Source organism: Microcella alkaliphila (assembly GCF_002355395.1).
Taxonomy (GTDB): domain Bacteria; phylum Actinomycetota; class Actinomycetes; order Actinomycetales; family Microbacteriaceae; genus Microcella; species Microcella alkaliphila_A.
The window spans coordinates 2220499-2247128 of record NZ_AP017315.1; the positions used below are offsets into that span (position 1 = coordinate 2220499).

The 26630-nt window shown below is 71.5% G+C and carries 23 protein-coding genes; 7 read left to right on the plus strand and 16 right to left on the minus strand.

What is annotated here, in order from left to right; genetic code table 11:
- Positions 1-56 precede the first annotated feature (56 nt).
- From hpf to mtrA, 5 genes are all read right to left on the minus strand, one after another.
- Positions 57-731 (minus strand): ribosome hibernation-promoting factor, HPF/YfiA family, encoded by a 675-nt coding sequence (gene hpf, locus CPY97_RS10910; RefSeq protein ID WP_096422680.1) that lies wholly within the window; start codon positions 729-731, stop codon positions 57-59.
- 133 nt (positions 732-864) lie between these two features.
- The gene (locus CPY97_RS10915; RefSeq protein WP_161494123.1) at positions 865-1632 is read right to left on the minus strand and encodes a ComF family protein; all 768 of its coding nucleotides are present in this window, start codon (positions 1630-1632) and stop codon (positions 865-867) included.
- Positions 1633-1696: 64 nt separating this feature from the next.
- A complete protein-coding gene (locus CPY97_RS10920) occupies positions 1697-3400 on the minus strand; it encodes an LpqB family beta-propeller domain-containing protein (RefSeq protein WP_150129263.1) in 1704 nt (567 codons plus the stop codon).
- Positions 3393-5000 (minus strand): MtrAB system histidine kinase MtrB, encoded by a 1608-nt coding sequence (gene mtrB, locus CPY97_RS10925; RefSeq protein ID WP_096422686.1) that lies wholly within the window; start codon positions 4998-5000, stop codon positions 3393-3395. Before mtrB ends, CPY97_RS10920 begins: the two co-directional genes overlap by 8 nt.
- Positions 5001-5004: 4 nt before the next feature.
- On the minus strand, positions 5005-5685 hold the full coding sequence (mtrA, locus tag CPY97_RS10930; protein WP_096422688.1) for an MtrAB system response regulator MtrA: 681 nt from the start codon (positions 5683-5685) through the stop codon (positions 5005-5007).
- A gap of 292 nt (positions 5686-5977) precedes the next feature.
- On the opposite strand from mtrA, the gene CPY97_RS10935 reads away from it, so the two are divergent.
- The 5 genes from CPY97_RS10935 to CPY97_RS10955 are packed head-to-tail and all read left to right on the plus strand — an operon-like array spanning position 5978 to position 11174.
- Positions 5978-6997: a hypothetical protein gene (locus tag CPY97_RS10935; RefSeq protein WP_096422690.1), complete on the plus strand. Its 1020-nt coding sequence runs from the start codon at positions 5978-5980 to the stop codon at positions 6995-6997.
- Positions 6994-7662: a DUF4129 domain-containing protein gene (locus CPY97_RS10940; RefSeq protein WP_096422692.1), complete on the plus strand. Its 669-nt coding sequence runs from the start codon at positions 6994-6996 to the stop codon at positions 7660-7662. The genes CPY97_RS10935 and CPY97_RS10940 overlap by 4 nt, the downstream gene beginning before the upstream one ends.
- Entirely contained in the window at positions 7659-8858 is a 1200-nt protein-coding gene (locus CPY97_RS10945; protein ID WP_096422694.1) for a DUF4350 domain-containing protein, read from the plus strand. Before CPY97_RS10940 ends, CPY97_RS10945 begins: the two co-directional genes overlap by 4 nt.
- Entirely contained in the window at positions 8855-9811 is a 957-nt protein-coding gene (locus CPY97_RS10950; protein ID WP_096422696.1) for an AAA family ATPase, read from the plus strand. The genes CPY97_RS10945 and CPY97_RS10950 overlap by 4 nt, the downstream gene beginning before the upstream one ends.
- A 19-nt stretch (positions 9812-9830) precedes the next feature.
- Entirely contained in the window at positions 9831-11174 is a 1344-nt protein-coding gene (locus CPY97_RS10955; protein ID WP_096422698.1) for a DUF58 domain-containing protein, read from the plus strand.
- 56 nt (positions 11175-11230) lie between these two features.
- Here the strand turns inward: CPY97_RS10955 and CPY97_RS10960 are convergent, their stop codons facing one another.
- From CPY97_RS10960 to CPY97_RS10970, 3 genes are all read right to left on the minus strand, one after another.
- Entirely contained in the window at positions 11231-12727 is a 1497-nt protein-coding gene (locus CPY97_RS10960; protein ID WP_096423623.1) for a catalase, read from the minus strand.
- A gap of 14 nt (positions 12728-12741) precedes the next feature.
- Positions 12742-13167: a Fur family transcriptional regulator gene (locus CPY97_RS10965; RefSeq protein ID WP_096423625.1), complete on the minus strand. Its 426-nt coding sequence runs from the start codon at positions 13165-13167 to the stop codon at positions 12742-12744.
- A gap of 88 nt (positions 13168-13255) precedes the next feature.
- Positions 13256-14251 carry a stage II sporulation protein M gene (locus tag CPY97_RS10970; RefSeq protein ID WP_096422699.1) on the minus strand — a complete coding sequence of 332 codons (996 nt, stop codon included), beginning with the start codon at positions 14249-14251 and terminating at the stop codon, positions 13256-13258.
- Between the two features lie 16 nt (positions 14252-14267).
- On the opposite strand from CPY97_RS10970, the gene CPY97_RS10975 reads away from it, so the two are divergent.
- Complete coding sequence (locus tag CPY97_RS10975) at positions 14268-15125, plus strand: RDD family protein (RefSeq protein ID WP_096422700.1); 858 nt, start codon at positions 14268-14270, stop codon at positions 15123-15125.
- Positions 15126-15170: 45 nt separating this feature from the next.
- On the opposite strand, the gene ahcY is transcribed toward CPY97_RS10975, so the two are convergent.
- The 3 genes from ahcY to CPY97_RS10990 form a co-directional block, all read right to left on the minus strand.
- Positions 15171-16691, minus strand: coding sequence for an adenosylhomocysteinase (gene ahcY, locus CPY97_RS10980; RefSeq protein WP_096422702.1), 1521 nt, complete (start codon positions 16689-16691; stop codon positions 15171-15173).
- Between the two features lie 626 nt (positions 16692-17317).
- The gene (locus CPY97_RS10985; protein ID WP_096422704.1) at positions 17318-18772 is read right to left on the minus strand and encodes a phosphomannomutase/phosphoglucomutase; all 1455 of its coding nucleotides are present in this window, start codon (positions 18770-18772) and stop codon (positions 17318-17320) included.
- A 17-nt stretch (positions 18773-18789) separates the two neighbouring features.
- Positions 18790-19002 (minus strand): DUF3499 family protein, encoded by a 213-nt coding sequence (locus CPY97_RS10990; RefSeq protein ID WP_096423627.1) that lies wholly within the window; start codon positions 19000-19002, stop codon positions 18790-18792.
- A 49-nt stretch (positions 19003-19051) separates the two neighbouring features.
- Between CPY97_RS10990 and CPY97_RS10995 the strand changes: the two genes are divergently transcribed.
- On the plus strand, positions 19052-19546 hold the full coding sequence (locus CPY97_RS10995; protein ID WP_231923931.1) for a metallopeptidase family protein: 495 nt from the start codon (positions 19052-19054) through the stop codon (positions 19544-19546).
- 31 nt (positions 19547-19577) lie between these two features.
- Here the strand turns inward: CPY97_RS10995 and CPY97_RS11000 are convergent, their stop codons facing one another.
- From CPY97_RS11000 to manA, 5 genes are all read right to left on the minus strand, one after another.
- Complete coding sequence (locus CPY97_RS11000) at positions 19578-21068, minus strand: DUF5719 family protein (protein ID WP_096422706.1); 1491 nt, start codon at positions 21066-21068, stop codon at positions 19578-19580.
- Positions 21061-23916: a glycosyltransferase gene (locus CPY97_RS11005; RefSeq protein WP_096422708.1), complete on the minus strand. Its 2856-nt coding sequence runs from the start codon at positions 23914-23916 to the stop codon at positions 21061-21063. The genes CPY97_RS11000 and CPY97_RS11005 overlap by 8 nt, the downstream gene beginning before the upstream one ends.
- A gap of 62 nt (positions 23917-23978) precedes the next feature.
- The gene (locus tag CPY97_RS11010; RefSeq protein WP_096422710.1) at positions 23979-24296 is read right to left on the minus strand and encodes a WhiB family transcriptional regulator; all 318 of its coding nucleotides are present in this window, start codon (positions 24294-24296) and stop codon (positions 23979-23981) included.
- A gap of 177 nt (positions 24297-24473) precedes the next feature.
- The gene (gene galE, locus CPY97_RS11015) at positions 24474-25436 is read right to left on the minus strand and encodes a UDP-glucose 4-epimerase GalE (RefSeq protein WP_096422712.1); all 963 of its coding nucleotides are present in this window, start codon (positions 25434-25436) and stop codon (positions 24474-24476) included.
- A 41-nt stretch (positions 25437-25477) separates the two neighbouring features.
- Positions 25478-26626, minus strand: coding sequence for a mannose-6-phosphate isomerase, class I (gene manA / locus CPY97_RS11020; protein ID WP_096422714.1), 1149 nt, complete (start codon positions 26624-26626; stop codon positions 25478-25480).
- Positions 26627-26630 lie beyond the last annotated feature (4 nt).

Consider the following 26630-nt stretch of genomic DNA (forward strand, 5'->3'; position numbering starts at 1 on the left):
CGGGCCCCATGCTAGCAAGCGCGGTCAGACGCGAGCCGAACGCATCCGTACCACGATCATCCACGCCCCCGCTTGGCGGGCGCCTCATCGGCCTCGTGTTCGAGGCTGATAACGCCGTAGTTCCAGCCAGTGCGGCGGTACACAACGCTCGCCCGGTCGGTTGTGGCGTCGATGAACAGGAAGAAGTCGTGCCCGACCAGCTCGAGCTGGTCGACGGCCTCGTCGACCGTCATGAGCGACGCCGGGAAAACCTTCTGCCGTACGACGACGGGCGTGTAGGCGGGCTCGTCGGACTCGTCGGCCTGCTGCACGGGAATCGACCCGGTCGACACGCTCTCGATCACCTCGGGGCGCGCGGGCGTGATGTCGACGACGCTGAACCCGTCGGCCGCGGCCTCGCGCAGGGAGACGGGCCGATGCTTGCCGCGGTGCACCTTCTTCTTGTCTTTGGCGCGACGCAATCGCTCCATGAGTTTGTCGATCGCGAGGTCGAAGGCCGCGTACTTGTCGCTCGCCGCCGATTCGGCGCGCACCACAGGTCCCGGTCCAATCAGGGTCATCTCCACACGGTCGTCGCCCGGCTTGCCGTTCTTCTCGTGGTGCCGCGACACCTTGATTTCGAGAACCTGGGGGCGGTCCGCGAGGTGCTCGACCTTCTCGCCCTTCTCGGTGGCGTAGTCGCGGAACCGGTCGGTGATGCCAATGTTGCGTCCGGTGATTGTGATGTCCACGTCGACCTCCTTGACCGTCGGCGCGTCGCCTGAGGGTCAGGCGAGTGTCGCGCCGTCCATGACCTAACGCTAGTCCGTGGCACCGGATGCGCAAGAGGACTTTCGCCCCGATTGTGGACACGCGAGGAGAGGTCTAATGAGATGCCCAGGGGATGCTCGACTCGCCGTCTCGACGCGGCGTCGCCATGACGGCCGCGCACGCCACGACCTCGGCCCCGGCCGCGCGCACCACGGCGGCCGCCGAACGCAGCGTCGCGCCCGACGTCACGACATCGTCGATCAGCACGACCCGACGGCCGAGCAGGCGCTCGCCTGCCCGCACGGCGACGGCGCCGTCGCGGGCGAGGCGCTCATCGAGGCGCCGCGACTTCTGTGCGGGAGCGTTCGCGCGGGCGGGGACGAGCGCCCGGGTGGCGTGAAACCCTGCCCGGCGCAGGAGCGCATCGGTGGGGTGGAAGCCGCGCCGCGCGAGCCCCGCGCGACTGCCCGGCACCGCCACGAGCAGGGGCGACTCTCGCCGGTTCACGGTGTAGCGGGCCGCCTGTCGGTAGGCCTCGACCACGGCCGCGTCGACCGCGGCGGCGAGCGGGCCCGCGAGCTCGGTGCGCCCCTCTTCCTTCAGCGCGAGAAGAGCCCGCCTCGGCACCCCCTCGTAGTCGAGCGCCGCGACGAGGGGAACGTCGTCACGGCCCACCGTGAGCGGTGCCGTGCGCACGCGGGGTTCGAGCTCGGCCGCGCACGCCTCGCACACCACCACGTCGGGCTCGTCGCAGCCCACACACTCGACCGGAGCGACCAGCGCCCAGGCCGAGCGCAACGCAGCGGCGATGACGGGCCGCGGCGGCCGCAGCGGAGACGAGTGCGAACGGGACGAAGACAGGGGCGTAAGCGCGTCGGCCATGCCCGGGAGGGTGCCCGAGAGGTGAGCTGCGCGGAGTGCCCGCACGCGCATCCGTGGACAGTCGCTACTGCTGCACGCCGAGGAAGGAGGCGCGGACGCCCGTCGACTGCCAGCCGTTACCGCGCGGCTCGACGACGACTCCCGTGTCGGTGAGAACCCTGAGGCCCGTGACGCCGCCGTTGCCGCCGACGATCTGCACGGCGCCGGGCGGTCGGCCGAGCGAGCGGGAGCGTCCACCGAGTTCGTGCAGGTCGACGGCGGTGCCCTGCGAGGTCTCGATCACCGACGCCACGCGCACCTCGTCGACCCAGGCCGCGTCGACGGCCATCGCACCCGCGGCTCCCTCGATCGGGATGTCGAGCAAGTCGCCGATGCGCAGCGGGCGCCCGCTCGCCTCGTCGCGGGCGATCGCGCCGACGACGAGGCGCGGGCCGCTCTCGCCCTGCAGCAGCATGAGGATGCGCGCATCGTCACGCGAGACATCGATCGACACGAGACGCGTGCCCTCCGGCAGCACGACGTCGACGGGGATCACCTCGCCTCCGGTGGTGATGGCGCTCAGCCCCTCACTCGCGTCGCTCGTGGCCGTCCACATGAGCTGGAACCCGTCGAAGCTCGGCGACACGAGGTCGGCGCGGCTATCGAGCAGCAACGGTTCCAGATCGTTGCTGCGCACGATCCACGCGCCCTGCTCGGTGAGCATGGCGCCAACCGTGCGGGTCGGTCCGAGGGCGAGGGATACGGCGCCCAATTCGATGGCGCGCTCGCTGAGTCGACCGACCGGCTCGACCGTGGCTCCGCCGCTCGAGAAACCGAAACGGTCGCCATCGGGGCCCATCAGCAACAGGCGCCCGTCGACCTGAGTATTCACCTCGGGAACCTCGGTCGTCGCCGCGATCGTGACGGGCGTCTGGTCGACCGTGAGCTGCACGCCGGCGACGTTGCCGAGTGAGCCGAAGCTCGCGCGGAACTGCGCCAGAAGGCGCTGGCGTTCGACGTCGCCCAGCTCGAGAATCTCGGAGCTCAGGTCGACGACCGCCTGGCCGTCGACGATTTCCACCGGCGCGGCGATCAACGCCACCCCCTCCGGAATGGCCGACACGGTCGCCCCCTGGTCGAGCCAGGAGGACGGACCGTCGAGCAGCGCACGAACGATGCGCGTCGGCACGCCGGACCGGGTCGGGAACCAGCGAAGGTCGGGCACGAGATTCGTGAACGTCGGGTCGTAGAAGTACAGGACGTGCTGGCTGAACGCGCTCTGGAACGCCTGCTGCGAAATCAGGATGCCGTCACCCAACTCAGCGATGCGCCACTCGCCGCCCTCCCGCGTAAAGCGGAACTCGGGCAGGGTCTGCTCGGTCGCCTCGGGCGCGATGCGGTAGCGGCCGACCGCGTCGACCTCCGCGATCACCTGAACGGAGTACTCGAGCGTCGTGTCGTCGAGACGCTCGACGAAACCCTCCTGCGCCCGCACGAGCGTCGACTGGTACGGATTCCACGCCGACGAGATCGCGTCGCTCAGGTACGACCTGGCGATGCGGTAGTTCTCCTGCGACGCGGTCGTCGCGGCGAGGAAGCCCTGCAGGATCTCCTCCTGCGTCGCGCCCGGCGTCGGCCCCGCTGGCAGGAACTCGAAGTCGGTGTCGACCGGGTCTGTCACGGCGTCGCCCTGCTCGACCGGTCCCGCCATGGGCACGCTGACGCAGCCCGCGACGATGAGCACGGGGGCGAGCAGCAGCGCGATCAGGCCGCGCCGTCGGTTACGCATCGTGTCCCCCCTCCGTGAGTACAGCATCCACCGGGTCGCTGGGCGGGAGGTCCAACGGCGAGTGCCGAACGATGCCGCCGGGGCGCCGCGGCAGCGTGAGGCGGAAGCAGCTGCCCTCCATGGGTTCGCTCCACACGTCGAGGACGCCGCCGTGCAGGTGCGCGTCTTCCGTCGCGATCGCGAGGCCGAGGCCGGTACCGCCCGTCGTGCGCTGGCGAGAGGGATCGGCGCGCCAGAACCGGTCGAAGACGCGCTCGAGCTGGGCCGCGTCCATGCCGATGCCGTAGTCGCGCACAGCGATCGCGACCGCCCGCGCGTCGGAGTCGACGTAGGTGACGACCGGGCGGCCCTCCCCGTGATCGACAGCGTTGCCGAGCAGGTTCTGCAGGATGCGGCGGATGCGGCGCGCATCGACGTCGGCCTCGAAGTAGCCGCCGGGGGCTACGAGACGCAATTCGGTGCCCTTTTGCTCGGCGAGGGGGCGGATGCTGTCGATCGACTCTTCGACGAGGCGCACGAGGTTCGTGGGTTCCGTCTCGAGGTCGACGGCGCCCGCGTCGAAACGGCTCATCTCAAGCAGGTCGGCGAGCATCGTCTCGAAGCGCTGCACCTGCGTGTGCAGCAGTTCCGCCGTGCGGGCCGTCGTCGGATCGAACGTTTCACGCCGGTCGTAGATCACGTCGCCCGCGAGGCGGATCGTCGTGAGCGGAGTGCGCAGCTCGTGACTGACGTCGCTCACGAAGCGCTGCTGCACACGCGACAGGTCGGCCAGCTGCGTGATCTGACGCTGCAGGCTGTCGGCCATGCGATTAAACGAGCGGGCGAGGGCGGCGACCACGTCTTGGCCGCGCTCCGGAATGCGCTCCTCCAGCTGGCCGTCGGCGAGCTTCTCGGCCGTCTGCGCCGCAAGCCGCACCGGGCGGATTGCGAAGCGCACGACCACGAAGGTGACGAGCCCGATCGTGAGGACGAGAAGCAACGAGCCGATGAGCAGCGTCTGCTGCACGAAGTCGAGGGTGCGCTGCACGTCACTCACGCCGAACACGAGGTACAGCTCGTACTGGCCAGCGGTCGGCACCTCGATGGTCGAGCCGACGATGATGCCCGGCTCGATCGTCGTTCCGCCGTTGATGCCGATCGGCTGCGAATAGACCGAGTCGCCCCCCTCGCCGACCGCCGCCTGCAGGTCGGCGGTGATCACGTCGAGGTCGAAGCCGGGGCTCTGCCGCTGCTGCATGATCTGCGGCGTCGACTGGCCGGGCGTGCGCAATAGCGCGAACTGGGTGGGTGAACTCGTCGACAGTCCGATCGTGCGGCTCGCCGCCTCTGCGGCGGTCTCCACGTCGATCGCGCCGGTCTGCGTGACCGACGAGTCGAACAGCAGCTGCGCGCTCGCCGTCGCCTGCCGCGCCTCGGCGAGCACCTGGTCTTTGCGCGACTCGTACAGGTTCGTGGCGATCGTGACGGCCATGTAGCCGCTGATGACCGTGACGGCGAACAGGGTTGCCAGCACGGTGATGGCGACGGTGCGCAGTTGTAGCGAGCTGCGCCAGAGCCTCACCAGCCGCACGAACAGCCGGCGAAGGCTGAACGGGGTCATCGTCTCAACGCGGTGCGCCCGCGCGGTAGCCGACGCCCCGCACAGTCATGACGATGCTGGGGTTGTCGGGGTCGGTCTCGACCTTGGCCCGCAGACGCTGCACGTGCACGTTGACGAGGCGCGTGTCGGCCTTGTATTGGTAGCCCCACACCTGCTCGAGTAGCATCTCGCGCGTGAACACCTGGTTCGGCTTCATGGCGAGCGCCAGCAGCAGGTCGAACTCGAGCGGCGTGAGGTTGATCGCCTGGTCGCCCCGGCGGACCTCGTGGCCGGTCACATCGATCGTGACGTCGCCGATCTGCAGCCGCTCGACCGACGAGTCGGGCGTCGGCCGCAGGCGCGTCCTGATGCGGGCAACGAGTTCCTCCGGGTTGAACGGCTTCACGATGTAGTCGTCGGCCCCCGACTCGAGACCCTCGACGACGTCGTTGGTGTCGCCCTTCGCGGTCAGCATGATGATGGGCGTGCCGGTGATCTCGCGCAGGCGCCGGCACACCTCGATGCCGTCCATGCCGGGCAGCATGACGTCGAGCAGAACGAGGTCGGGCGAGACCTGCGTGAAGGCGTTCACCGCGTCGGCGCCGTCGTGCACGAGGTGCGGTTCGTAGCCCTCGCCGGTGAGCACGATGCTGATCATCTCGGCGAGCGCCGTGTCGTCGTCGACGACGAGGATGCGCGCAGTCATTGCCAGCCTCCGCTCACTGACCCGGGCGCCATCGCCCGAGGATGCGATCATTGTTCGCTCCAGCCTAGACGAGTGTGAAACCATACGGCCTGTGAGCAACGACTCCTCTTGGACCTCGCCCGGCTGGACACCGCCCGGTGGCGGCTCCAGCGGTGACCCCTCGACGACGCCTCCTCCCGCGCCCCCCGGCGCAGGTGCCCCGAGCGGCCCGGAGGCGCCGGCCTCACCGAGTGCGGCGCCCGCGTACGGGCCCGCAGCAACCGGGGGGTGGGCCCCTCCGCCGAAACCGGGGTTGATTCCGCTTCGGCCGATCGACTTCGGCACGCTGTTCGGTGCGACCTTCCAGGTGTTGAAGCGCAACCCGCGGCCCACGTTCGGCGCGGCGCTGCTGCTGAACGCGCTCGTGACGATTCTGGCGTTCGGGCTCGTCTTCGGCTTGTCCATCGTGAGCCTCGACCGCCTCGAGCGCGCGAGCGACAGCGAGGCGGATGCCATCGTCGCCGGCACCTTCGGGCTGATCGTGCTGGCCGGCGTCGTCGCCACCGCCGTCGCGCTCGTCGCGCAGGCCCTCTTGCAGGGGCTCATCACCATCGAGGTGTCACGCCAGATCCTCGGCGAGAAGAACACGTTGAAGCAACTGTTCGCCCGCGGCAAGGGCCGCTGGGGCGCTCTGATCGGGTGGACCGTCCTGCTCTCCATGGCTCTCACGGTCGCCATCGTCATCCTCGTCGGCCTCGTGACCCTGATGATCGTCGTCGGCGGCCCCGCAGGCATCGCCGTCGGCGTGACGATCGGCGTGCTCGGCGGGCTCGGCCTCGCCGTCCTCGGCGTGTGGCTGTGGATCAAGCTCGCCCTCGTGCCCGCCGCGATCATGATCGAGCGCCTCACGCTGGGGGCGGCGATCGGCCGAGCATGGCGCCTTATTCGCGGATCTTTCTGGCGCACCCTCGGCATCCTGCTGCTGTTCACCGTCATCGTGCAGGTCGCGGCGAGTGTCGTATCGGCGCCCTTCAGCATCGCCGCGACCTTCGGCGGTGCGCTGTTCAACCCGGCGGGCGACGAACTCTCGGCGATCGTCGTGCTGATCGGCGCGAACCTGTTGAGCATCGCCGTCGCCGTCATCGTGGGCGCGATTGGTGCCGTCCTGACGACCTCGGCGGTCGCGCTCATCTACACCGATATTCGGATGCGCTCGGAAGGCCTCGACATCGACCTGCAGCAGGCGGTCGAGCAGTCGGCAGCCGGCCGGACCGTCGACGACCCCTACATTCGCGGCCTCGGCGGCGAGACCCGCCCCGCCTCAGCCGCGTGATTGCCCCGCCGACGTCGATGCCGCTGGGTGCCGTCGTCGCGCGCGCGCCGCTGGAACCGGACGCGCCCGGGGGCCGCGAGCTGCTGAGCGACGAGCTCGCTGACCCGCGGTACGCCGAGGCGCTTCCGAACTGGTTCGACCTGCTGTCGCAGCGGGTGCTCGAGTGGTTTCTCTCGCTGTTCGACCAGGGCGTCGCCGGCCCTCCGGGGCTCGGCTTCGTCATCGTGCTGCTGATCATCGCCGGCCTGATCGCCATCGCGATCGCCGTGTACGGTCTGCCCGCCCGACGGCGCCGCAGCCAGCTTTCGGATGAGTTGTTCGGCGCGAGCGACCGGCGAAGCGCTCGCGAACTGCGCAAGGATGCCGAATCCGCGGCCTCGCGCGGCGACTGGGCCGCCGCGATCGCCGACCGTTTCCGGGGGATCGCGCGATCGCTGGACGAGCGCACGATCGTGAGCGTGCATCCCGGAACGACGGCCCACGGCTTTGCGGCGATGACGGGGCGCGCCTTCCCCGATCAGGCGGCGGCGCTCGAGGACGCGGCCGACGCCTTCGACGGGGTGCGCTACCTCGGTCGCGGCGGCGACGAACCGCAGTACCGTGCGGTCACGCGGCTCGACGAAACCCTCGCCGCCGCACCCTCCCCCGTGGGTCGCGCGCGATGACCGCGACGATCGTCACGCCGACCGCCGGCCGCGCCATCAAGCGCAGCCTGTTCTGGGTCGGGGTCGTCGGCGTCGCCCTCACGGTCGCCGTGCTGATGACGGCGCTGAACGGCACAGTGACGGGCAGCGAGCGCTGGGACACCTCGGCCGCCGCCCCGACGGGCAGCCGCGCCCTCGTCACCGTGCTCGGCGAGCAGGGCATCGACGTGACCGTGGCCACCACACGCGCCGCGGTCGACTCCGCCCTGTCTGACGCGCGAGACGCCGGCGAGCAGGTCACGCTGCTCGTCGCCGACGGGCGCGGCATTCTCGACGGCGACAGGATCGCGGGCCTGACCGGCCTCGCCGACCGTCTCGTGCTCGTCGAGCCCGGCGTCGACACGCTCGACGCGCTCGATTTTCCCTTCGCGACCTCCCGTACCGTCTCCGGGCCGATCGACAGCGATGGATGCGCGCTCGCGGCGGCCACCCGGGCCGGTTCCGTTGACGGCGACGCGATCGTCGTCTACGACACCGACGTCGACGACGCCTGCTTCCGCACGGAGGGGGGCGCGGCTGTTCTGACGACCACCGTCGACGGCGCGCCCGTCACCGTTCTCGGCGCCGGCGAGGCGCTCGAGAACGGGGCGATCGAACGCGGCGGAAACGCGGCGCTGGCGCTGGGGCTCGCGGGCGAGCATCCCCGACTCGTCTGGTACTCGCCGGGGCCCGCCGATTCCGACGCGGCGAGCCTGGCCGAGTTGACGCCCGGCTGGGTGAATCCGCTCGCGTGGCTGGCGGCCATCACGCTGCTGGTCGCCGCCTTCTGGCGCGGCCGGCGGCTCGGCCCCGTCGTCATCGAGAACCTGCCCGTCGTCGTGAAGACCACCGAAACCATGGAGGGCCGGGCACGGCTCTACGCCCGCGGCGGCGCCCGACTGCGCGCCCTCGACGCGCTGCGCGTCGGAACCCTGCGCCGCATCGCCCGCACCCTCGCGCTCGGCGCGGGCGCGGGAGTCGACGACGTCATCACCTCGGCGGCGGCCACGATCGGCGCCGACGAACGCGCCGTGCGAGCCCTGCTCGTCGACACCGAGCCCTCCACCGACGCCGAGCTCGTGCGCCTCAGCGACCGACTCACCGAACTCGAACGGGCCGTCGCGCGCCGCGTGGCGCAGGGCGACGACACAGCCAGCACCGAAAGGATGAACGCATGACCGACACCGCGCTCCGAGAAAAGTTCCTCGCCGTCCGGGGCGAGGTCGGCAAGGCCGTCGTCGGCCAGGACGGGGCCGTCAGCGGACTCATCGTCGCCCTACTCTCGGGTGGGCACGTGCTGCTGGAGGGCGTGCCGGGTGTCGCGAAGACGCTGCTCGTGCGCACCCTGTCTGCCGCGCTCGACCTGAAGACCGCGCGCGTGCAGTTCACCCCCGACCTCATGCCGGGCGACGTGACCGGCTCGGTCGTCTACGACGCGAAAAACGGCGACTTCGAGTTCCGGCCGGGACCCGTGTTCACGAACATCATGCTCGCCGACGAGATCAACCGCACGCCGCCGAAGACGCAGTCGTCGCTGCTCGAGGCCATGGAGGAGCGCCAGGTCACCGTCGACGGCGAGACGCACCTGTTGCCGAAGCCGTTCCTCGTCGCTGCAACCCAGAACCCCGTCGAGTACGAGGGCACGTACACCCTGCCCGAGGCGCAGCTCGACCGATTCCTGCTGAAGCTCGTGCTCGACCTACCGCCCCGCGACAGCGAGATCGAGGTGCTGAACCGGCACGCGGCCGGCTTCGACCCGCGCGACCTCGCCGCCGCCGGAGTCACGGCCGTCGTCGGGGGCGACGACATCGCCGCCGCGCGCGCGGCCGTCGGCACGGTCGACACCTCCAGCGACCTCGTCGCCTACATCGTCGACCTCGCCCGCGCCACCCGTAAGAGCCCGTCGGTCAAGCTCGGCGTCAGCCCCCGCGGCACCACCGCACTGCTCGCCGCCGCGAAGGCCTGGGCCTGGCTCTCGGGCGCCGACGGCGTCACCCCCGACCACGTGCAAGCCATGCTCTTGCCCGTCTGGCGGCACCGGCTGGCCCTGCGCCCGGAGGCCGAACTCGAGGGCGTCACCGCCGACACGATCCTGCGTTCGATCGTGCAGCAGGTGCAGGTTCCGCTCTAGTGGAAACCTGGGTCTAGGCATGGCTGTCACCGGCTGGTTCGTGCTGCTCGTCGCCGCAGGCGTCGTGCCCGTCGTGCTGCTTGACGAGAGCATCGGAGCCGGCTGGGCGCTGCTCGGCTGGCTCGCGCTGTGCCTGCTGCTCGCCCTCGTCGACCTGGTGCTCGCCGCCTCGCCGCGCGCGGCTCGGCTTGAGCGCTCGACCGCCGAACGCGTGCGGCTCACCGAAAGCGCCGACGCCGTGCTGTACGTCACGAACCCCACCACGAAACGGATGCGCGGCATCGTTCGCGACGCCTGGGAACCGTCCGCGGGCGCCCGCCCGCCCCGGCAGCGCCTCGACGTGCCCGCCGGGGAGCGGCGGGCGATCCGCACGACCCTCACGCCCTGGCGCCGCGGGGAACGGCGAGCGGCGATGGTGACGATCCGCGCGATCGGGCCGATGCGGCTGGCGGGGCGGCAGGCGAGCATCCAGCTGCCGGGGGCGATCACCGTGCTGCCCGAATTCGCCTCGCGCAAACACCTGCCCTCGCGCCTCGCACGCCTGCGCGAGCTCGACGGTCGCACGAGCGTCATGGTGCGCGGCCAGGGCACCGAATTCGACAGCCTGCGCGAGTACGTGCGCGGCGACGACGTGCGCTCGATCGACTGGCGAGCCACCGCCCGACGCGGCGGCGACCCCGGCGGCGCGGGCGCGATGGGCCCCGCGCAGACGCTCATGGTGCGCACCTGGCGACCCGAGCGCGACCGCCGCGTCATCATGGTCGTCGACTCGGGGCGCACCGCCGCGGCCCGCATCGCCAACGAGACGCGCCTCGACACCGCCTTCGAGTCGACCCTGCTACTCGCCGCCCTCGCCGACCGCGCCGGCGATCGCGTCGACGTGGCCGTGTACGACCGACGCGTGCGCGGGCGCGTGCAGGGGGCGCGCGGCGCCGACCTGCTGTCGAAACTCACCGAGACGATGGCGCCCATCGACCCCGAACTGCTCGAGACCGACTGGAGCAGCGTGCCGGCGCTCGTACGCTCGATGACGGCGCAGCGTTCGCTCGTCGTGCTGGCGACCCCACTCGAATCGCCCGGGGCGACCCGATCGCTACTCACGATGCTGCCCCAGCTGACCCGCACCCACCTCGTGCTCGTCGCCGCCGTCACCGACCCCGAGCTCGTGGCGGCCGCGGCCTCGCGCGGAGACCGGCCGGCCGTCTACCGGGCAGCCGCCGCCGAGCGGGCGCTGCTCGACGCCGAACGGGTCGCCGCCGCCGTGAAGCGCCTCGGCGGTGATGTCGTCTCGGCCCCACCGCTCGAGCTGCCGCCCGCCGTCGCCGACCGCTACCTCGCCTACAAGGCCGCCGGCCGCCTGTAACGCCGAAGGGGGGCCAAGCCCTGCGGCTCAGCCCCCCCTCGTGGTCGTCGTGCGCGTTACTTCGCCGCGGTCGGCTCGGGCACCAGGGTGTCCTGCGCCTCGAGGATCGGGTCGAGCTTCGCCGCGACCGCCTCGCCGAGCCAGGCGTCGACGTTCGTCCAGTACTGGATGACCCGCTCGCGCAGTTCGGGGATCGTCACCTTCGAGACGTGGCCCGCGATGTTCGCCACGAGGCGCTCGCGCTGGGCGTCATCCATCACCTGGTTCACGAGGGTGCGGGCCTGACCGAAGTCGTCGTCCTCCGGGTGCAGCGTCGCCGACGCGCGCACGAGCTCCGTGTCGTTCTCCCAGCCACCCTCGTCGCCGTACCGCTCGACGTCGGCGTGCGGGCCGCCGAACGAGTTCGGCGCGTACACCGGCTGCGAGGCGGGCGGGAAGGAGTAGGCCATCGCGCCCTCCTTCGAGTAGTGGCCCACCGGGCTCTTCGGCGCGTTCACCGGCAGCTGGTTGTGGTTAGTGCCCACGCGGTAGCGGTGCGCGTCGGCGTAGCTGAAGATGCGGGCCTGCAGCATCTTGTCGGGGCTCGCCGCGATGCCCGGCACGAAGTTCGACGGAGCGAAGGCGGCCTGCTCGATCTCGGCGAAGAAGTTCTCGGGGTTGCGGGTGAGGGTCAAGCGCCCGACCGGGATCAGCGGGTAGTCGCCCTTCGGCCACACCTTCGTGAGGTCGAACGGGTTGAAGCGGTAGCTCTTCGCGTCGTCGTAGGGCATCACCTGCACCGAGAGATCCCAGCTGGGGTGGTCACCGCGCTCGATCGCGTCGAACAGGTCGCGGCGGTGGAAGTCGGCGTCCTCGCCGGCGATCTGGTCGGCCTGCGCCTGCGTGAGCGTCTCGTGGCCCTGCGCGGTGCGGAAGTGGTACTTCACCCAGAAGCGCTCTCCTGCCGCGTTGATCCACTGGAAGGTGTGCGAGCCGAAGCCGTCCATGTGGCGCCACGAACTCGGAACGCCCCGGTCGCCCATGAGCCACGTCACCTGGTGGGCACTCTCGGGCTTGAGGGTCCAGAAGTCCCACTGCATGTTGTGGTCGCGCAGCCCCGAGCCGGGCAGGCGCTTCTGCGAGCGGATGAAGTCGGGGAACGAGATGCCGTCGCGAATGAAGAAGACGGGGGTGTTGTTGCCGACGAGGTCGTAGTTTCCTTGCGAGGTGTAGAACTTGATCGCGAACCCGCGGGGGTCGCGCCACGTGTCAGGGCTGCCCTGCTCGCCGGCGACCGAGCTGAAGCGCACGAGCGTCTCGGTGGTCACGCCGGGCTGGAACAGCGCCGCCTTCGTGTACTGCGAGACGTCGTGCGTGGTCTCGAAGACGCCGAACGCGCCTCCGCCCTTCGCGTGCACGACGCGCTCGGGCACCCGCTCGCGGTTGAACTGGGCGAGCTTCTCGACCAGGTAGTGGTCGGTCAGGGCGATGGCTCCGTCGCGACCGGCGCTGCGCGACTGCTGGTCGCTCGGGGCCGGAGCGCCACTCGTGGTGGTCGTGTGATTCGCGGTCATGCGGATGCTCTCCTTCAGGTGATCGGTGACGTTCGGCATTCGGGGCACAGGCCCCAGAACGTGACCTCGGCCGTCTGGATCGCGTAGCCACCCGTCTCGGACGGCGTCAGGCACGGCGCATGCCCCACAACGCAGTCGATGTCGGTGACTGCCCCGCACCGCGTGCACACGGCGTGGTGGTGGTTGTCACCGATGCGCGTCTCGTAGCGCGCGGGGCTGCGGGCCGGCTCGATGCGCCGAACGAGCCCCGCCTCGGTGAGGTCGGTCAGCACGTTGTGCACGGCCTGCAACGTGAGGTGCCCGCCCGCGGCCGTCACCAGGCGGTGCACGGTGTCGGCATCGGAGTGGGGCGCCTCGGCGAGCCGGTCGAGCACGTGAATGCGCCCGGCGGTGACGCGCAGTCCGGCCGCGCGGAGGCGGCCTTCGGCGGTCGAGGTCATGCTGATCACCCTACCCTCTTTATTTGATTAACTCAAAAAAGTGAGCGGTTCGCGTGAGGGGATGCGCGCATCCCGTCGCGATGGACGATCAGTCGGCGACGACCACCCGCGCTCCCCTGCTGATCGGGTCGAGGTCGCCCGTCTCGCCCGCGAGCGCGGCGCGGCGGCCGAGGCCCCACTGCACCCACAGGAACCACACGAGCGCCACCGTGCCAATGCCGATGCGGATCACGTCGGGCCACTCCTGCCGTGTGACGACGCCCTCGATGACGCCGCTCACGAGCAGCGCGACAACGAGACCGCCGACCGTCGCGAACAGCGCGCGGCCGTCCTCGGCGAGCGCCTGGATGCGCGTGCGGGCCCCCGGCGCCACCCACGCCCAGAAGATGCGCAGCCCCGCGGCGCACGCGACGAACACGGCGTACAGCTCGAGCTGGCCGTGCGGCAGGATCGAGAGGAAGAACACGTCGAGGCGGTCGAACTCGGCCATGATGCCGGCCGAGATGCCGACGCCCTGTGCATTCTGGAACAGCACGAACGCGGGCCACAGTCCCGTGATGCCGAACGCCACGCACTGCGCGGCGATCCACGCGTTGTTCGTGAAGACCTGGGTGGCGAAGACGCCCTCGCTCGACTCGCGGTAGTACTCGACGAACTCTTGCTCGGCGTACACCCGCAGCTGCTCGTAGTCGCCGATCGCCGCGACAACGTCGGGGTTCGTCGCGACCCAGACCGCATAGGCGGCAGCGATGGCGATGAAGATCGCCATGACGGCGAGGCTCAGGTATCGGATGCCGTACAGCGCCGCCGGCACCGCTCGCGTCGCGTAGTGCGACAGCTGGGTAACCGGGTCGGCCGCGGCGCCCGTGAAGCGCAGCCGCGCGCGCGACAGCAGGACGCTCAGGCGTGCGGCCTGCGGGGCCTGACCGGCAGCCGTCGTGATCTGCGACAGTTGGGTCGCGCCCGCCTGGTAACCGTCGATCAACTCGTCGGCGTCGCGCCCGTCGAAGCGGCGCTGGCGCGACAGCTCGTCGAGCCGGCGCCATTCGGCGTCGTGGGCGTGTGAGTAGGCGTCGAGATCCATCTGTTTAGATGATGGCATGTCGACCGCGGCGGGAACCCAGAGCCTCAGCCGACACGACGACGAGCGCGAGCTGCTCACCGGCGAGGCCGTGGCGCTCGAGCTGCGGGCGACGAACGTGATCCTGCGGGCCGCCGGCGCGATCATCGACTACCTCGTGTACGTGCTCGCCACCGTCGGGCTCGTCTGGGCCGCCCTGGTTTTGGCCGCAGGGAGCGGTCTGCCCGATGCCCTGTACCCCGCGCTCGGAATCGCCTGCGCGTTCGTCGGCCTCGTGCTCGTGCCCGCCGTCGTCGAAAGCGCGACGCAGGGCAAGTCGCTCGGGCGCTGGGCGCTCGGCTCGCGCATCGTGCGCGATGACGGTGGGGCGATCGGATTCCGGCACGCGTTCATCCGGTCGTTCGTGGGGTTGTTCGAGATCGTGTTCACCGGCGGCGGGCTCGCGGTCGTCGTGGGGCTGGTGAACGCGCGCGCTAAGCGGCTCGGCGACCTGGTCGCCGGCACCTACAGCCAGTACGAGCGGGTGCCGAAGCACGAGCCCGTGGAGTTCGGCGTGCCCGTCGAGCTCAGCGAGTGGGCGGTCACGGCCGACGTGGCGCGCATCCCCGACTCGCTCTCACGCCGCATCGCCCAGTTCCTGCGCCAGGCCGACGGGCACACGCCCGCCACCCGGCAGCGGCTCGCCGCAGCGCTCGCGACCGAGGTGGCGCCGTTCGTCTCGCCCCTGCCCAGCGTCGAGCCCGAGCTACTGCTGGCAGGAGTCGCGGTGCTGCGCCGCGAGCGGGAGGCCCGGGCGCTCGAACTGGAGCGCGCCCGCCTCGATGACCTCGCCCCGACGCTCCGCGCGCTGCCGCACGGGTTTCCCGACCGCGGGTAGCGCGGCGCGGGCGCGAATCAGCGATCGCGCCGCAGGACGGGCTGACTAGTAGCGGTAGTGGTCGACCTTGTAGGGACCATCAGGGTCCACGCCGATGTACTGCGCCTGGCGGTCGCTCAGGCGCGTCAGCTTCACGCCCAGCGCGTCGAGGTGCAGGCGCGCCACCTTCTCGTCGAGCAGCTTCGGCAGCACGTACACGCCCACCGGGTACTCGGCGATCTTGGTGTGCAGCTCGAGCTGTGCGAGCACCTGGTTCGTGAACGACGCGCTCATCACGAACGACGGATGCCCGGTGGCGTTTCCGAGGTTCATGAGGCGCCCCTCGCTCAAGACGAGGATCGAGCGCCCGTTCGGCAGCCGCCACTCGTGCACCTGCGGCTTGATCTCGACCCGCTCGGCGCCGGGAAGCGACTCGAGCCCCGCCATGTCGATCTCGTTGTCGAAGTGGCCGACGTTGGCGACGATCGCGAGGTGCTTGAGGCTCTGCAGGTGCTCGACCGTCACGACGCCCTCGTTGCCGGTCGCGGTGACGAGGATGTCGATCTCGCCGATCACGTCGTCGAGCCTCGCCACCTGGTAGCCGTCCATCGCGGCCTGGAGGGCCGTGATCGGGTCGATCTCGGAGACGATGACGCGCGCGCCCTGGCCGCGGAGAGCATCCGCGCTGCCCTTTCCGACGTCGCCGTAGCCGCAGACGAAGACGGTTTTGCCGCCGATGAGCACGTCGGTGGCGCGGTTGAGGCCGTCGGGCAGCGAGTGGCGGATGCCGTACTTGTTGTCGAACTTCGACTTCGTGACCGAGTCGTTGACGTTGATCGCGGGGAAGAGCAGCTGCCCGTCGCGGTGCAGCTCGTACAGGCGGTGCACGCCGGTGGTGGTCTCTTCGGTGACGCCGATGATGGATTCGGCCGTGCGGGTCCAGCGGGTGGGGTCAACGGCGAGGGATGCGCGAAGCGCTTCCAGAATCACGCGCCACTCGGCGCTGTCGCCCGGCTGGTCGGCGGGAACGGCGCCCGCGAGCTCGAACTCGCGGCCCTTGTGCACGAGCAGGGTCGCGTCGCCGCCGTCGTCAAGGATGAGGGTCGGCCCGACGGGGTTGCCGTCGGCGTCGACACCGAAGTCGAAGATCTGCTGGGTCGCCCACCAGTACTCGGTGAGCGTCTCGCCCTTCCAGGCGAAGACGGGCGTGCCCTCGGGGGCGTCGACGGTGCCGTGCGGGCCGACCACGACGGCGGCGGCCGCCTCGTCCTGCGTCGAGAAGATGTTGCAGCTCGCCCACCGCACGTCGGCGCCGAGGGCGACGAGGGTTTCGATCAGCACGGCGGTCTGCACGGTCATGTGCAGGCTGCCGGCGATGCGGGCACCGGCCAGTGGCTGGGTGGGGCCGAACTCGTCGCGCAGGGCCATGAGTCCGGGCATCTCGTGCTCGGCGAGGCGGATCTGGTGGCGCCCCGCCTCGGCGAGGGCAAGGTCGCGCACGGCGAAGTCGAGGCCGTTGCGGGTGGTGATGGTGGCGAGCGGGCCGAGGTCGGCGGGGCGCGCGGGCGCGGCGGTGTCGGAAGCCATGCCCACATTCTCGCAGGAGATTTCCGCGGATGCGCTGGGCGTGCATCCGGAGTGATGGCGCGTGACGGACGCCCGCGGGCGGCGTGTGCGGGCGGCGTGTGCGGGCGGCGTGTGCCGGCGGCGTGTGCCGGCGGCGTGTGCGGGCGGCGTGTGCGGTGTGAGCGGACCGCGGGACCGGACGGAGCGGCGGCCGCGCGGCGGGCGGAACGCGAGGTCGCGCGGGTTCGCGCAACTCGTGCACGCGCACAGCGGCTCGAGTTGCGCACACGTGCGCGCCGTGAGCGCCCATCCTGACAGCAAGCGACCCGGTCGCAGGGACGGGACTGCCCCGAAACAAGGGTTTGCGCCGAGACGAGGCCGCGCGAACCCTTGTCTCGACGCAAACCCTCGTCTCGGCGACGGCAGCGGGTGGGGACGCGCGGGGCCAGGCGGACAGGCGGCCGCGCGGCGGGCGGAACGCGAGGTCGTGCGGGTTCGCGCAACTCGTGCACGCGCACACCTGCTCGAGTTGCGCAAATGCGCTCGGCGTGCGCGACTAGAGCGATCGGCGACAGCGCGCCCGTCGCGTGACTGCACGCGGCAGGCGCGCCCGCGCCGCGTGCCCGACCCGGCCCGGTCCCCGGCCCCTACGCGCGAATCAGCGCGAGCACCTCGTCGCGGATTGCCTCCATGACAGGCGGGGTCGACCCTTCGGCGTTCAGGCGCAGGAGCGGTTCAGTATTCGACGGGCGTACGTTGAACCAGTACCACCCACGCCCACCAGGCCCACCGAAACCGCCCGCCGCCCCGTCGAGAACGCCGGTGAACGTCAGCCCGTCGAGCTCGTCGATCTCGGCCCGTCCGGTGAACGCGTCGACGATGCGGGTGTATGCCGCGGGCACGTCGTCGACGACCGAGTTGATTTCGCCGCTCGCCGCGTACGGCGTGTACTCGGCGGCGAGGCGCGACAGCGGCCCGTCGTAGACTCCGAACTGGGCGATGAGGTGCATCGCGGCGAGCATGCCGTTGTCGGCACCCCAGAAGTCGCGGAAGTAGTAGTGCGCCGAGTGCTCGCCGCCGAAGATTGCCCCGGTGGCGTGCATGACGTCTTTGATGAGCGAGTGCCCGACGCGGGTGCGCACCGGCTCGGCACCGACCGCCTCGATCGTCTCGGGCACGATGCGCGACGTGATGAGGTTGTGCACGACCGCGATGTCGCCCGTCTCGCCGGCGGCGCGCACCCGCTCGACCTCGCGGCGCGCGACGATGGCGGCGACCGCGCTCGGCGTCACCGGCTGCCCGAGCTCGTCGACGACGAAGCAGCGGTCGGCATCGCCGTCGAAGGCGAGCCCGAGGTGGGCGCCGTGTTTGACGACAGCCTTTTGCAGGTCGACGAGGTTCGCCGGCACGAGCGGGTTCGCCTCGTGGTTGGGGAAGGTTCCGTCGAGCTCGAAATACAGCGGGATGATCGTGAGCGGCAACGCAGGAAGTCCCGCTCCCGTGCCGAGCACCGCGGGCACGGTCATCCCACCCATGCCGTTTCCGGCATCGACGACGATCGTCAGCGGTCGTACGGTGGACAGATCGACGAGCTCGCGCAGGTACGCCGCGTAGTCGGTCAGCACGTCCCGCGTCGTGAGCGATCCGAGGCGGTCGGCGGGCAACGCCTCGACCCCTCCGGCGTCGAGGTACGCCTGGGCCCGGTCGCGAATGCCCGCAAGCCCCGTGTCGAGGCTCACACCCTGCGCGCCGGCGCGGCAGAACTTGATGCCGTTGTACGTGGCGGGGTTGTGGCTGGCGGTGAACATGGCGGCGGCGATGCCGTCGCGGCCCGAGACGAAGTAGGTCTCGTCGGTCGAGCACAGCCCGAGGTTCTCGACGTGGGCTCCTCGGGCGACGGCGCCGCGCGCGAACGCCTCCGTGAAGCCGGGCGACGAGTCACGCATGTCGTGGCCGACGGCGATGCGCTGCCCGGCGGCGCTCAGCTCGTCGACGAAGGCGGCGCCGAGCGCCTCGACGACCTCGTCGGTGAGTTGCGAGCCGACGAGACCGCGCACGTCGTAGGCCTTGATGAATGCCGAAAGGTCAGGGGTGGTCTGCACGCCTCTACGGTAGCGAGTCAGCCGACCTCGCCGAGCGCCGAGTACCGCACGATGTGCCAGCCCTGCGGTGCCGACAACCGCTGCGAGTGCTTCTCGCACAGGTCATAGGTGTGCGGTTCGCGGCGCTGCGCGAGCGGCCCGAGCACGGCCATCGAGTCGGCGTAGTCGTACGTCAGCGTCGAGATGGCGGCGTTGTTGCACGCCACTTTGCTGCACTGCCGGGAGGTCATCGGGTTCAGCATACGGCGGGGCTCGGACATGCGCGGGTACGCTGGCGGCATGCCCTCCTCGCGCGCCGGCGACCCGCTGTCGGGTCCATCCGCCACGGGCGGAACTCCCAACGGCGGCGCTCCTGCCGGCCGCGCCGCGCAGGGGCGACGCCGCGCACGCCACGGCAAGGCGGGTCGCTCGCAGCTGCCGGGCGCCCAGCTGCGGCCCGTGCACACCCGCCGCGACCTGTTCGAGCAGACGGTGCGGGCGACGGCCGAGTATCTGGTCGACGAGTGGCCGACCGAGCTGTCGGGCCTGCGCATCGACGTCATGCCGATGCCCGAGCAGCCGCCGGGGGTGAACGGCGTGGCGCGGTGGCGCTCGATCCCCGCGCAGCAGCGGGTGATTCTCTTCCGCATCCCGATCGAGCGCATGAGCCGCCTGCACCGTGACGACGACTGGCACCGCCGCATGATGATCGAGAACTGCGTGTTCCGCGCGGTCGGCGAACTGATCGGCAAGGACCCGTGGGATCTCGCCCCCGACCGCTTCCGCCACTGGTAAACGCCACGGGCCGGCGGCGCGGACAGACGCGCTACTGCGGCAGGATGACGAGCGGCGGCGTGGCCGCCCGCGGGGCGAGGATGCGCGTGGTCGCGATCGCCGCATCCCCCCGATAGCTGACGGATGCGCTCACGTCGCCGCCGGCGATCGTGATGCGCAGCGGCGTACTGCCCGCGACGGGCAGGCTCACGGCCCCGCCGGCGGGCACCTCGATGAGGCGCCCGTCGAGGTCGACGGTGGCGCCGTCGGCGGGCGCGGCGAGGTGCAGCCGCGCTGTCGTGCCGGCGAGGTCGCCGACCGTGCCGAGCGCGGTGATGCCGTCGGGGAGAAGCGGGGAGGCGGAGATCCAGTGCTGATCGATCGACGGCGTAACGCCCCCGACCGGCCCGGGTAGCACGTCGGGGTCGGCGTCGACGACGCTCACCCGCACTCCCGCGACGACGGGCGCGCTGGCGTCGACGAGGAACGCCCAGTCGCCGGCGGGCAGTTCGGGCAGCGGCAGGTCGAGCACCGTTCCGCCCTCGAGTGCCGCGAGAATCGGCGGAATGACGGATGCCTCGGGCTCGGCATCGACGGCGCCCGCGCGAACGAGGCGCACCGTCACGTCGGCCCCCTCCTCGCCCGGGGCAAGCAGCCGCAGGGTTGGCAGGAGGTCGGGCCCGACGGCCGTCGCGCGCTCCTGCACGCTGTCGGGGTCGATGATCGGCACCCCGGGGATGACGAGCCGCGTGGCGGCGGTCTCGGCGGCGGTGACGACCGACAGCCCGCCGGGCTCGAGCCCGCGCACGGTCGTTGTTTGCAGCGTTGCCGTGACCGAGCCGGCGCGGGCCGTGACGCTGACGATCGGCGACGTTTGGTCGACGGCGAGTCCGTCGAACGCGACCACGCGTTGAAATCCGCTCGGCACGATGATTCCCGTGGTGCCGGGGGCGGTAATCACACCGCTCGCGCCGTACAGCGCCAGGTCGATCGTGGCGTCGACGGGCCCGGGGTTCGCCACGGCGACCCAGCTTGTGCGCCCGACGGTGGTGTCACCGCCCACGAGCCACCCGGTGCGGCTCGCCGGCGCACACTCGGCCGCCGCGAAGCCGAAGATGTCGGGGGTGCGCACACTCACACTGTCGATCGCGGCGACGAGTTCGTCCGGGGCGGACACCGGCAGGGTGACGACGGCGGGCGGGTCGGCCGCGACCAGCGGCGTCTCGGCGGGCAGCTCGCTGGGCAGCGCGTCGCTGCCGTCGAGCGCGGCGACGGTCGCGCCGGTTCCGGCGGTCACGAGGCGCGGCATGGCGGCCACGGTGAGCTGGGGATTGTCGCCCGGCGTGAGCCCGAACACGCCGCCCGGGCAGGCGAGCGTCTGGTCGGAGCGGTCGGGCGTCACGGTGATGGCGGTCACGTCGGGCGTGACGGTCGGGCCGGGCACGAGCAGCGCCGCCGCCCCGAGCGCGACGGCGGCCCCGGCGGCGAGCAGGCTGAGCCCGGCCCGCCCCGAGGCGAGTGCGATGCGGCGCGCGTCAGTCATCGGTGTCCTCGTCGAAGGTGGCGGCCGGGTCGTCGATCGTGCCGTCGGCACTGCGCTCGCGGCGCGGACGGATGCTCGTGGGCACGGCCAGCAGGAACGTCAACGCCAGCACTCCGAGCTGCACGGCGAGGACGGTTCCGGCGAGCGGGTGTGGCTCAGGCCCTGCCGCGCGGTCGTCGTCGTCTGCCGCGACCCGCCAGAGCCGCCCCGCGTCGGTGTCGCCGACGGGTACGAGCACCGGCGTCGCGTCGAGCGCTGCCGCCACGTCAGCGATGCGGTAGGGGCGCTCGTCGGCTCCGTCGTCGCCGTCGATCACCGCGCTGGATGCTCGCAGCAGCACGTAGCGCACGTCGCGGTCGTCGAGGTCTCGCTCGAGCGCCCGTCCGCTCGGGGCGGCCAGGTTGCCGGCGAGGGTGGCGAGATCGCGCAGCTCGGTGTCGTCGGCGCGACGCACGGTGCGCTGTTCGATCAGGGTCGGCCCCGCACCGCGGTCGATGCGGGCGGCGAGCCCCTCGTCGCGGGGGGTCAACACGAGGGTGCCGAGGCGGGGGTCGTCGCTGGCGTCGGCGGCGACGAGGGCGGGCAGCGTGCGCGGCTCGGCGAGGGGCACGACGGTCGCCGTTCCGAGCAGGATCGCGGCAAATGCGGGAACCGCGATCGCCGTCGCACCGGTCACGGCGACGATCCCGGGAATCGCGCCAGCGCGACCCAGGCGGTCGAGGCCGATGCCGGCGGCGAGCACCAGCCCGAACCAATACAGGCTGACTGCTGGCCCCACGTCGAGGCCCACGGCCCGGCCGTCGGCGGTGGTGAGGGCGATGCCCGACGCGACGATCGCGGTGACGAGGCCGAGCGCAGCGAGGCCGAGGGGCGCGAGGGCGCGCATCCCGTTGGGAAGCGCCGGGGCGAGCAGGCCGAGCACCGGGATCGCCACGACCGGGATGCCCACGACGAGGGCGACGAGCAGCGGGGACGGCTCGGCGGGCAGGAGGGTCGCGAGTGGGCCGAGCACGGGCGCGAGGTCGGGCCACCCCAGCAGGATGCCGGTCGGCGACGCCGGGCCGGGGGCGGCGGCGAGCCCCGGGTCGGTGAGTAGCGCGAGCACCTCGCCCCGCAGCATGCGATCGGCGATCAGCGGCGCGGCGAGAACGCCGACGGGCACGGCGAGCGTGAGCAGGCGACCGATCGTTCGCGGGCGCACCACCATGGCGGCCACCCACACGAGCGCGAGGGCCGGGGCGACGCTCGGCGCCGCGGCGACCAGCACGGCGGTGAGCAGCCCGGTGACGGCGGTCGCGCTCCACGAGGAGGGGAGGCGCACGGCCGCGGCGACCAGCCACGGCAGGGCGAGATGCACGATGAGCACCGTCAACCGGGCCTCGGTGAGCGCCACGGCCAGCGCGGGAGCAGCGGCCCACAGGACAGCCACCGCGGCGGCGGGGCCGGGCCGCCTCACGAGCGGTGCGGCAGCCCACCATGCGCCCAGTGCCGCGAGCGGCAGAGCGACCGCCCACAGCACCACCAGCGCGAGAGACGGTTGCCACGCCGTGAGCGCGGCGAGCGCCGCCAGGACGAACGCGAAGGGGTCGGCCGCGCCCTCCGTCGTCACCCGAACGCCGTCCGCGAGGGCGCCGAGGTCGGCGGCGAGCGGCGCGAGCGTTCCGCCGCCGAGGGCGGCCGCCCCGAGCAGCGGCGCCGTCGCCATCAGCCCGACGATCGCGGCGCCGGCAACGGCCGCGACGCCGGCGGGGGCGAAATCGGGGCGATCGATGCGCGACATCTCTGCCTGGCCGAGGCGAGCATCCCGAGCGATCGCCCGTCGCCGACGCACCTCACGCGGATCGAGGCGCAACGGTTCGATGGCCGCCCACCCGACTTGGCGGGCCCGCGCAAGGCGGCGGCGAGCGCGAGGGACGGCCGGGCCCGAGAACGCGACGGTGAGCGCGGCCAGAATCTCGCCCAGCACGAGCGTCGGGCGCTTCGCGAGCAGGTGCCCGATCGAGCGGGCGAGCGCGAGTGGCACCAGGCTCAGCCAGTGCAGCGGCACGGCGGCGAGCGGGGCGTAGACGAGCCGGCGGTGCAGCTGGGCGGTGCGGCGCCAGCGGGCGGCGGTGCGGGCGCTGACGCGCGGAGCACGGCCGGGCTTGCTGAACTCCGCGCTCGACTCGTGGGCGAAGACGCGCGCCAGCGGCACCCCGACGACGCGGTGCCCCGCGAGGCGGATGCGCACGCACAGGTCGAGCGCCGTGTCGACGTGGGCGAGCGCGGGGTCGAAGCCGCCGACGTCGCGCCAGACCGTGCGGCGCACGAGAATGCCGGCCTCGCCGACCGCCAGCACGTCGCTCGTGCGGTCGTGCTGCGCCTGGTCGAGCTCACGCTCGGCGAGCGCCACGGACGAACCGGTTCGCGTCAGCGTCTCACCGAACTCGCGGATGGTGGTCGGATGCTCGCCGTCCATCACCTTGGGACCGGCGACCGCCACCGACGGGGCCACCTCGACGGCGCCCAGCAGCCTCTCGAGCGCCCGCAGGTCGGGCGCGGTGTCGTGGCGCAGCATCCAGAACCACTCGTCGACGCCGCCGTACGGCGACGTCGTCTGCTCGGCGAGCGAAACCTGGTCTGTTCCCGCCATGACCAGCTGCCCGAAGCCGGCCGAGGCGTTCGGGGCGGTCACGTAGTGGGTGGGGGCGGCGTCGGCGAGCTGGGCGGTGACGGCCGCGTCATCGGCGGCGTCCACGATGACGAGCTGGTCGGCCCGGCGGGTCTGGTGGGTGAGCGCCGTGAGCGTGTGGTCGAGTGCGTCGCCGCCGCGGCGGACGACGAGCACTGCTGTTACGCGGGGCTGCACAGAAGGAGCCTAAGCGCGGCGGCGACCGTCATCGGTCGCCACACGCGGGGCGGCAGCCTTTGTCAGGCGCGGCGACGCAGCTTGCGACGCTCGCGCTCGCTCAGGCCGCCCCAGATGCCGAACCGCTCGTCGTTCTTCAGCGCGTACTCGAGGCACTCGGTACGCACCTCGCACGAGGTGCAGATCTTCTTGGCGTCCCGCGTCGAACCGCCCTTCTCGGGGAAGAACGCTTCGGGGTCGGTCTGGGCGCACAGCGCGTCGGTCTGCCACGCGAGTTCGGCATCATCGTCGATGTCACTCGTGCGGCGAACGCCGGGCACTCCCAGTCGAACCGGATCTACGTACCAATCGGCCGGTACGGTGTTGCGGTATTCGCTCATTAGTGGTGCTCCCCTCCCCCGTCACGACCCCCGGTGCGGCGGGATGCCCCTAATTACACTCGTGTAGTTCTCTCGCGTCAAGTCGCGAATCGTAAAAGGGTGAACCCGTTATCGAGGGTTGCGACGCGCCGGAATGTGTGCCTACGTCGATGTGCGGCGACGCGAGGGTGCCGCGGGCTATTGCGCGGCCCGACGGGCCGCCCACGCGGAGGCGACCATCTCGTCCAGCGTGTGGCGCATCCGCCAGTCGAGGTCGCGCGCGGCGCGCTCACCGCTCGCGACGATGCGCGCCGGATCGCCGGGGCGGCGCGGGGCGATCTCGGGGTCGAAGGCGATGCCGGTGACGCGCGCCATCGCATCCATGATCTGGCGCACCGAGACCCCGTCGCCCGAGCCGAGGTTGTACGCCGGCTCGACGCTCTCGCCGCGCTCGAGCCTGCGGGCCGCGGCAACGTGGGCGAGCGCGAGGTCGGAGACGTGGATGTAGTCGCGCACGCACGTGCCGTCGGGCGTCGGGTAGTCGTCGCCGTTGATGCGCGGGGCGCGACCCTCGACGAGGGCGTCGAAGACGAGCGGAAAAAGGTTGTGCGGGCTCGTGTCCCGCAGGCTCTGATCGCCCGAGCCGACCACGTTGAAGTACCGCAGGCTCGTGTGCCGCAGGCCCGCCGCCACGCCCTGGTCGGCGAGTAGCCACTCGCCAATGAGCTTCGACTCGCCGTACGGCGACGCGGGCGCCTTCGGGGTCTCTTCGACGACCAGGTCGACGTCGACGTCGCCGTAGACGGCCGCCGACGACGAGAAGACGCACGCGTCGACGCCGTGAGCGTGCATCGACTCGAGCAGCGTGACCATGCCGGTCACGTTCTGCTCGTACGTGTGCAGAGGCCGCTCGACGCTCACGCCGGCGTACTTGAACCCGGCGACGTGGATGACCCCGGTCACCCCGTTCTCGCTGATCGCGCGATCGACGGCGGCGCGGTCGAGGATGCTCGCCTCGATAAACGGGACGCCCTGCGGCACAAAGGCGGCGTGCCCGCTCGACAGGTCGTCGAGGACGACGGCGCCGAGCCCGTCGTCGAGGAGCGCGCGGACGACGTGGGCGCCGATGTAGCCGGCGCCTCCGGTGACGAGCCAGGTCATGGGGTCAACGCTACCGGTGCGCGCGGCGACGCCGGGCAGGATCAGTCGTTCGCGCTCGCGATCACGACTCGACCCGTGCCGCTCACCTCGTACGGCCCCGCCGAGAGGTAGAGGGCGTCCCCGCGGGTGACCGTCTGCTGACCGTCGACGCTCACCTGACCGTCGAGGCAGAGCAGGATGCTCGGACCCTCTGAACCGATCAACGCTCCGTCGGCGAGCGCCTCCCCCTCGACGACGGTGAGGGCGAAGTCGGGCACGTCGGGCCGGAAGACGCTGAGGCCGGGCTGGGTGACCTGCGGCTCGAGCCGCGGGGCGGGTAGCGGACGCGCGTCGAGGACGGCCAACAGTTCGTCGACGTCGATGTGCTTCGGGGTCAACCCTCCGCGGATCACGTTGTCGCTCGCCGCCATCACCTCGATACCGAGGCCCTCTTGGTACGAGTGCAGGTTGCCGGCCGGGAGGTAGAGCGACTCACCGGGCCGGAGGACGACCGTGTGCATGAGGGTCGAGATCGCAACGCCGGGGTCACCCGGGTAGCGGGCGGCCAGGCGCCGCACCGTCGCCCAGGTGCCGTTCGGGTCGTCCGGGTGCGGGTCACTGTCGTCGCCGGCGGCCTCGGCCAGAACCCACGAGAGGTGAGCCACGTCGGGGTCGCCGCTGAGAAGCCAGGCGACGGTATCGGCGAGCACGTCGTCGCCGCTTAGGCGGGTGAGGAAATCGTTGAGACACGGCTCGTCGACCGTTGCGAGTTCGCGCCGTGCCTCGGCGACGGGCCGAAATCCGCTGAGGGCGATAAACGGGTCACTCAGTGCATAGATCAGCTCGGGCTTGTGCAGGTCATCTTTGTAAGACCGTCGCGTGTCATCGAGGGCGATGCCCGCGGCGTTCTCGCGCGCGAAGCCCTCGACGGCCTGCGCGAGCGTGGGATGCACCTGCAAACTCAGGGGCTCCGCCGCCGCGAGCACCTTCATGAGGAAGGGCAGGCGGCCCTCAGGCAGAGACGCCGTGACGTCGACGAGCGTTCGCCCGACAGCGGGGCGGTCGACAACCAGGGCTGGGCACGCCGGGTGATCGCCGAGCCAGTACTCGGCCTCCGGCCCGCCCGACGGCTCGCGCCCGAGCAACTCGGCGATAGCGGTCGTCGACCCCCAAGCGTAGTCACGCGGGGTGTTGGCGATGCGAAGGATCACACGC

What these genes read in the sequence shown, in the direction of transcription:
- CPY97_RS10990 (WP_096423627.1), bottom strand. Translation starts at nt 19,002, where the DNA reads ATGACCTCCCGGCAGTGCAGCAAAGTGGCGTGCAACAACGCCGCCATC.
- CPY97_RS10950 (WP_096422696.1), top strand. Translation starts at nt 8,855, where the DNA reads ATGACCGACACCGCGCTCCGAGAAAAGTTCCTCGCCGTCCGGGGCGAG.
- CPY97_RS10975 (WP_096422700.1), top strand. Translation starts at nt 14,268, where the DNA reads ATGTCGACCGCGGCGGGAACCCAGAGCCTCAGCCGACACGACGACGAG.
- galE (WP_096422712.1), bottom strand. Translation starts at nt 25,436, where the DNA reads ATGACCTGGCTCGTCACCGGAGGCGCCGGCTACATCGGCGCCCACGTC.
- CPY97_RS10915 (WP_161494123.1), bottom strand. Translation starts at nt 1,632, where the DNA reads ATGGCCGACGCGCTTACGCCCCTGTCTTCGTCCCGTTCGCACTCGTCT.
- CPY97_RS10970 (WP_096422699.1), bottom strand. Translation starts at nt 14,251, where the DNA reads ATGGATCTCGACGCCTACTCACACGCCCACGACGCCGAATGGCGCCGG.
- CPY97_RS10965 (WP_096423625.1), bottom strand. Translation starts at nt 13,167, where the DNA reads ATGACCTCGACCGCCGAAGGCCGCCTCCGCGCGGCCGGACTGCGCGTC.
- CPY97_RS10920 (WP_150129263.1), bottom strand. Translation starts at nt 3,400, where the DNA reads ATGCGTAACCGACGGCGCGGCCTGATCGCGCTGCTGCTCGCCCCCGTG.
- CPY97_RS11010 (WP_096422710.1), bottom strand. Translation starts at nt 24,296, where the DNA reads ATGAGCGAATACCGCAACACCGTACCGGCCGATTGGTACGTAGATCCG.
- CPY97_RS10960 (WP_096423623.1), bottom strand. Translation starts at nt 12,727, where the DNA reads ATGACCGCGAATCACACGACCACCACGAGTGGCGCTCCGGCCCCGAGC.
- CPY97_RS10945 (WP_096422694.1), top strand. Translation starts at nt 7,659, where the DNA reads ATGACCGCGACGATCGTCACGCCGACCGCCGGCCGCGCCATCAAGCGC.
- CPY97_RS11000 (WP_096422706.1), bottom strand. Translation starts at nt 21,068, where the DNA reads ATGACTGACGCGCGCCGCATCGCACTCGCCTCGGGGCGGGCCGGGCTC.
- CPY97_RS10995 (WP_231923931.1), top strand. Translation starts at nt 19,052, where the DNA reads ATGCCCTCCTCGCGCGCCGGCGACCCGCTGTCGGGTCCATCCGCCACG.
- CPY97_RS10955 (WP_096422698.1), top strand. Translation starts at nt 9,831, where the DNA reads ATGGCTGTCACCGGCTGGTTCGTGCTGCTCGTCGCCGCAGGCGTCGTG.
- ahcY (WP_096422702.1), bottom strand. Translation starts at nt 16,691, where the DNA reads ATGGCTTCCGACACCGCCGCGCCCGCGCGCCCCGCCGACCTCGGCCCG.
- mtrA (WP_096422688.1), bottom strand. Translation starts at nt 5,685, where the DNA reads ATGACTGCGCGCATCCTCGTCGTCGACGACGACACGGCGCTCGCCGAG.
- mtrB (WP_096422686.1), bottom strand. Translation starts at nt 5,000, where the DNA reads ATGACCCCGTTCAGCCTTCGCCGGCTGTTCGTGCGGCTGGTGAGGCTC.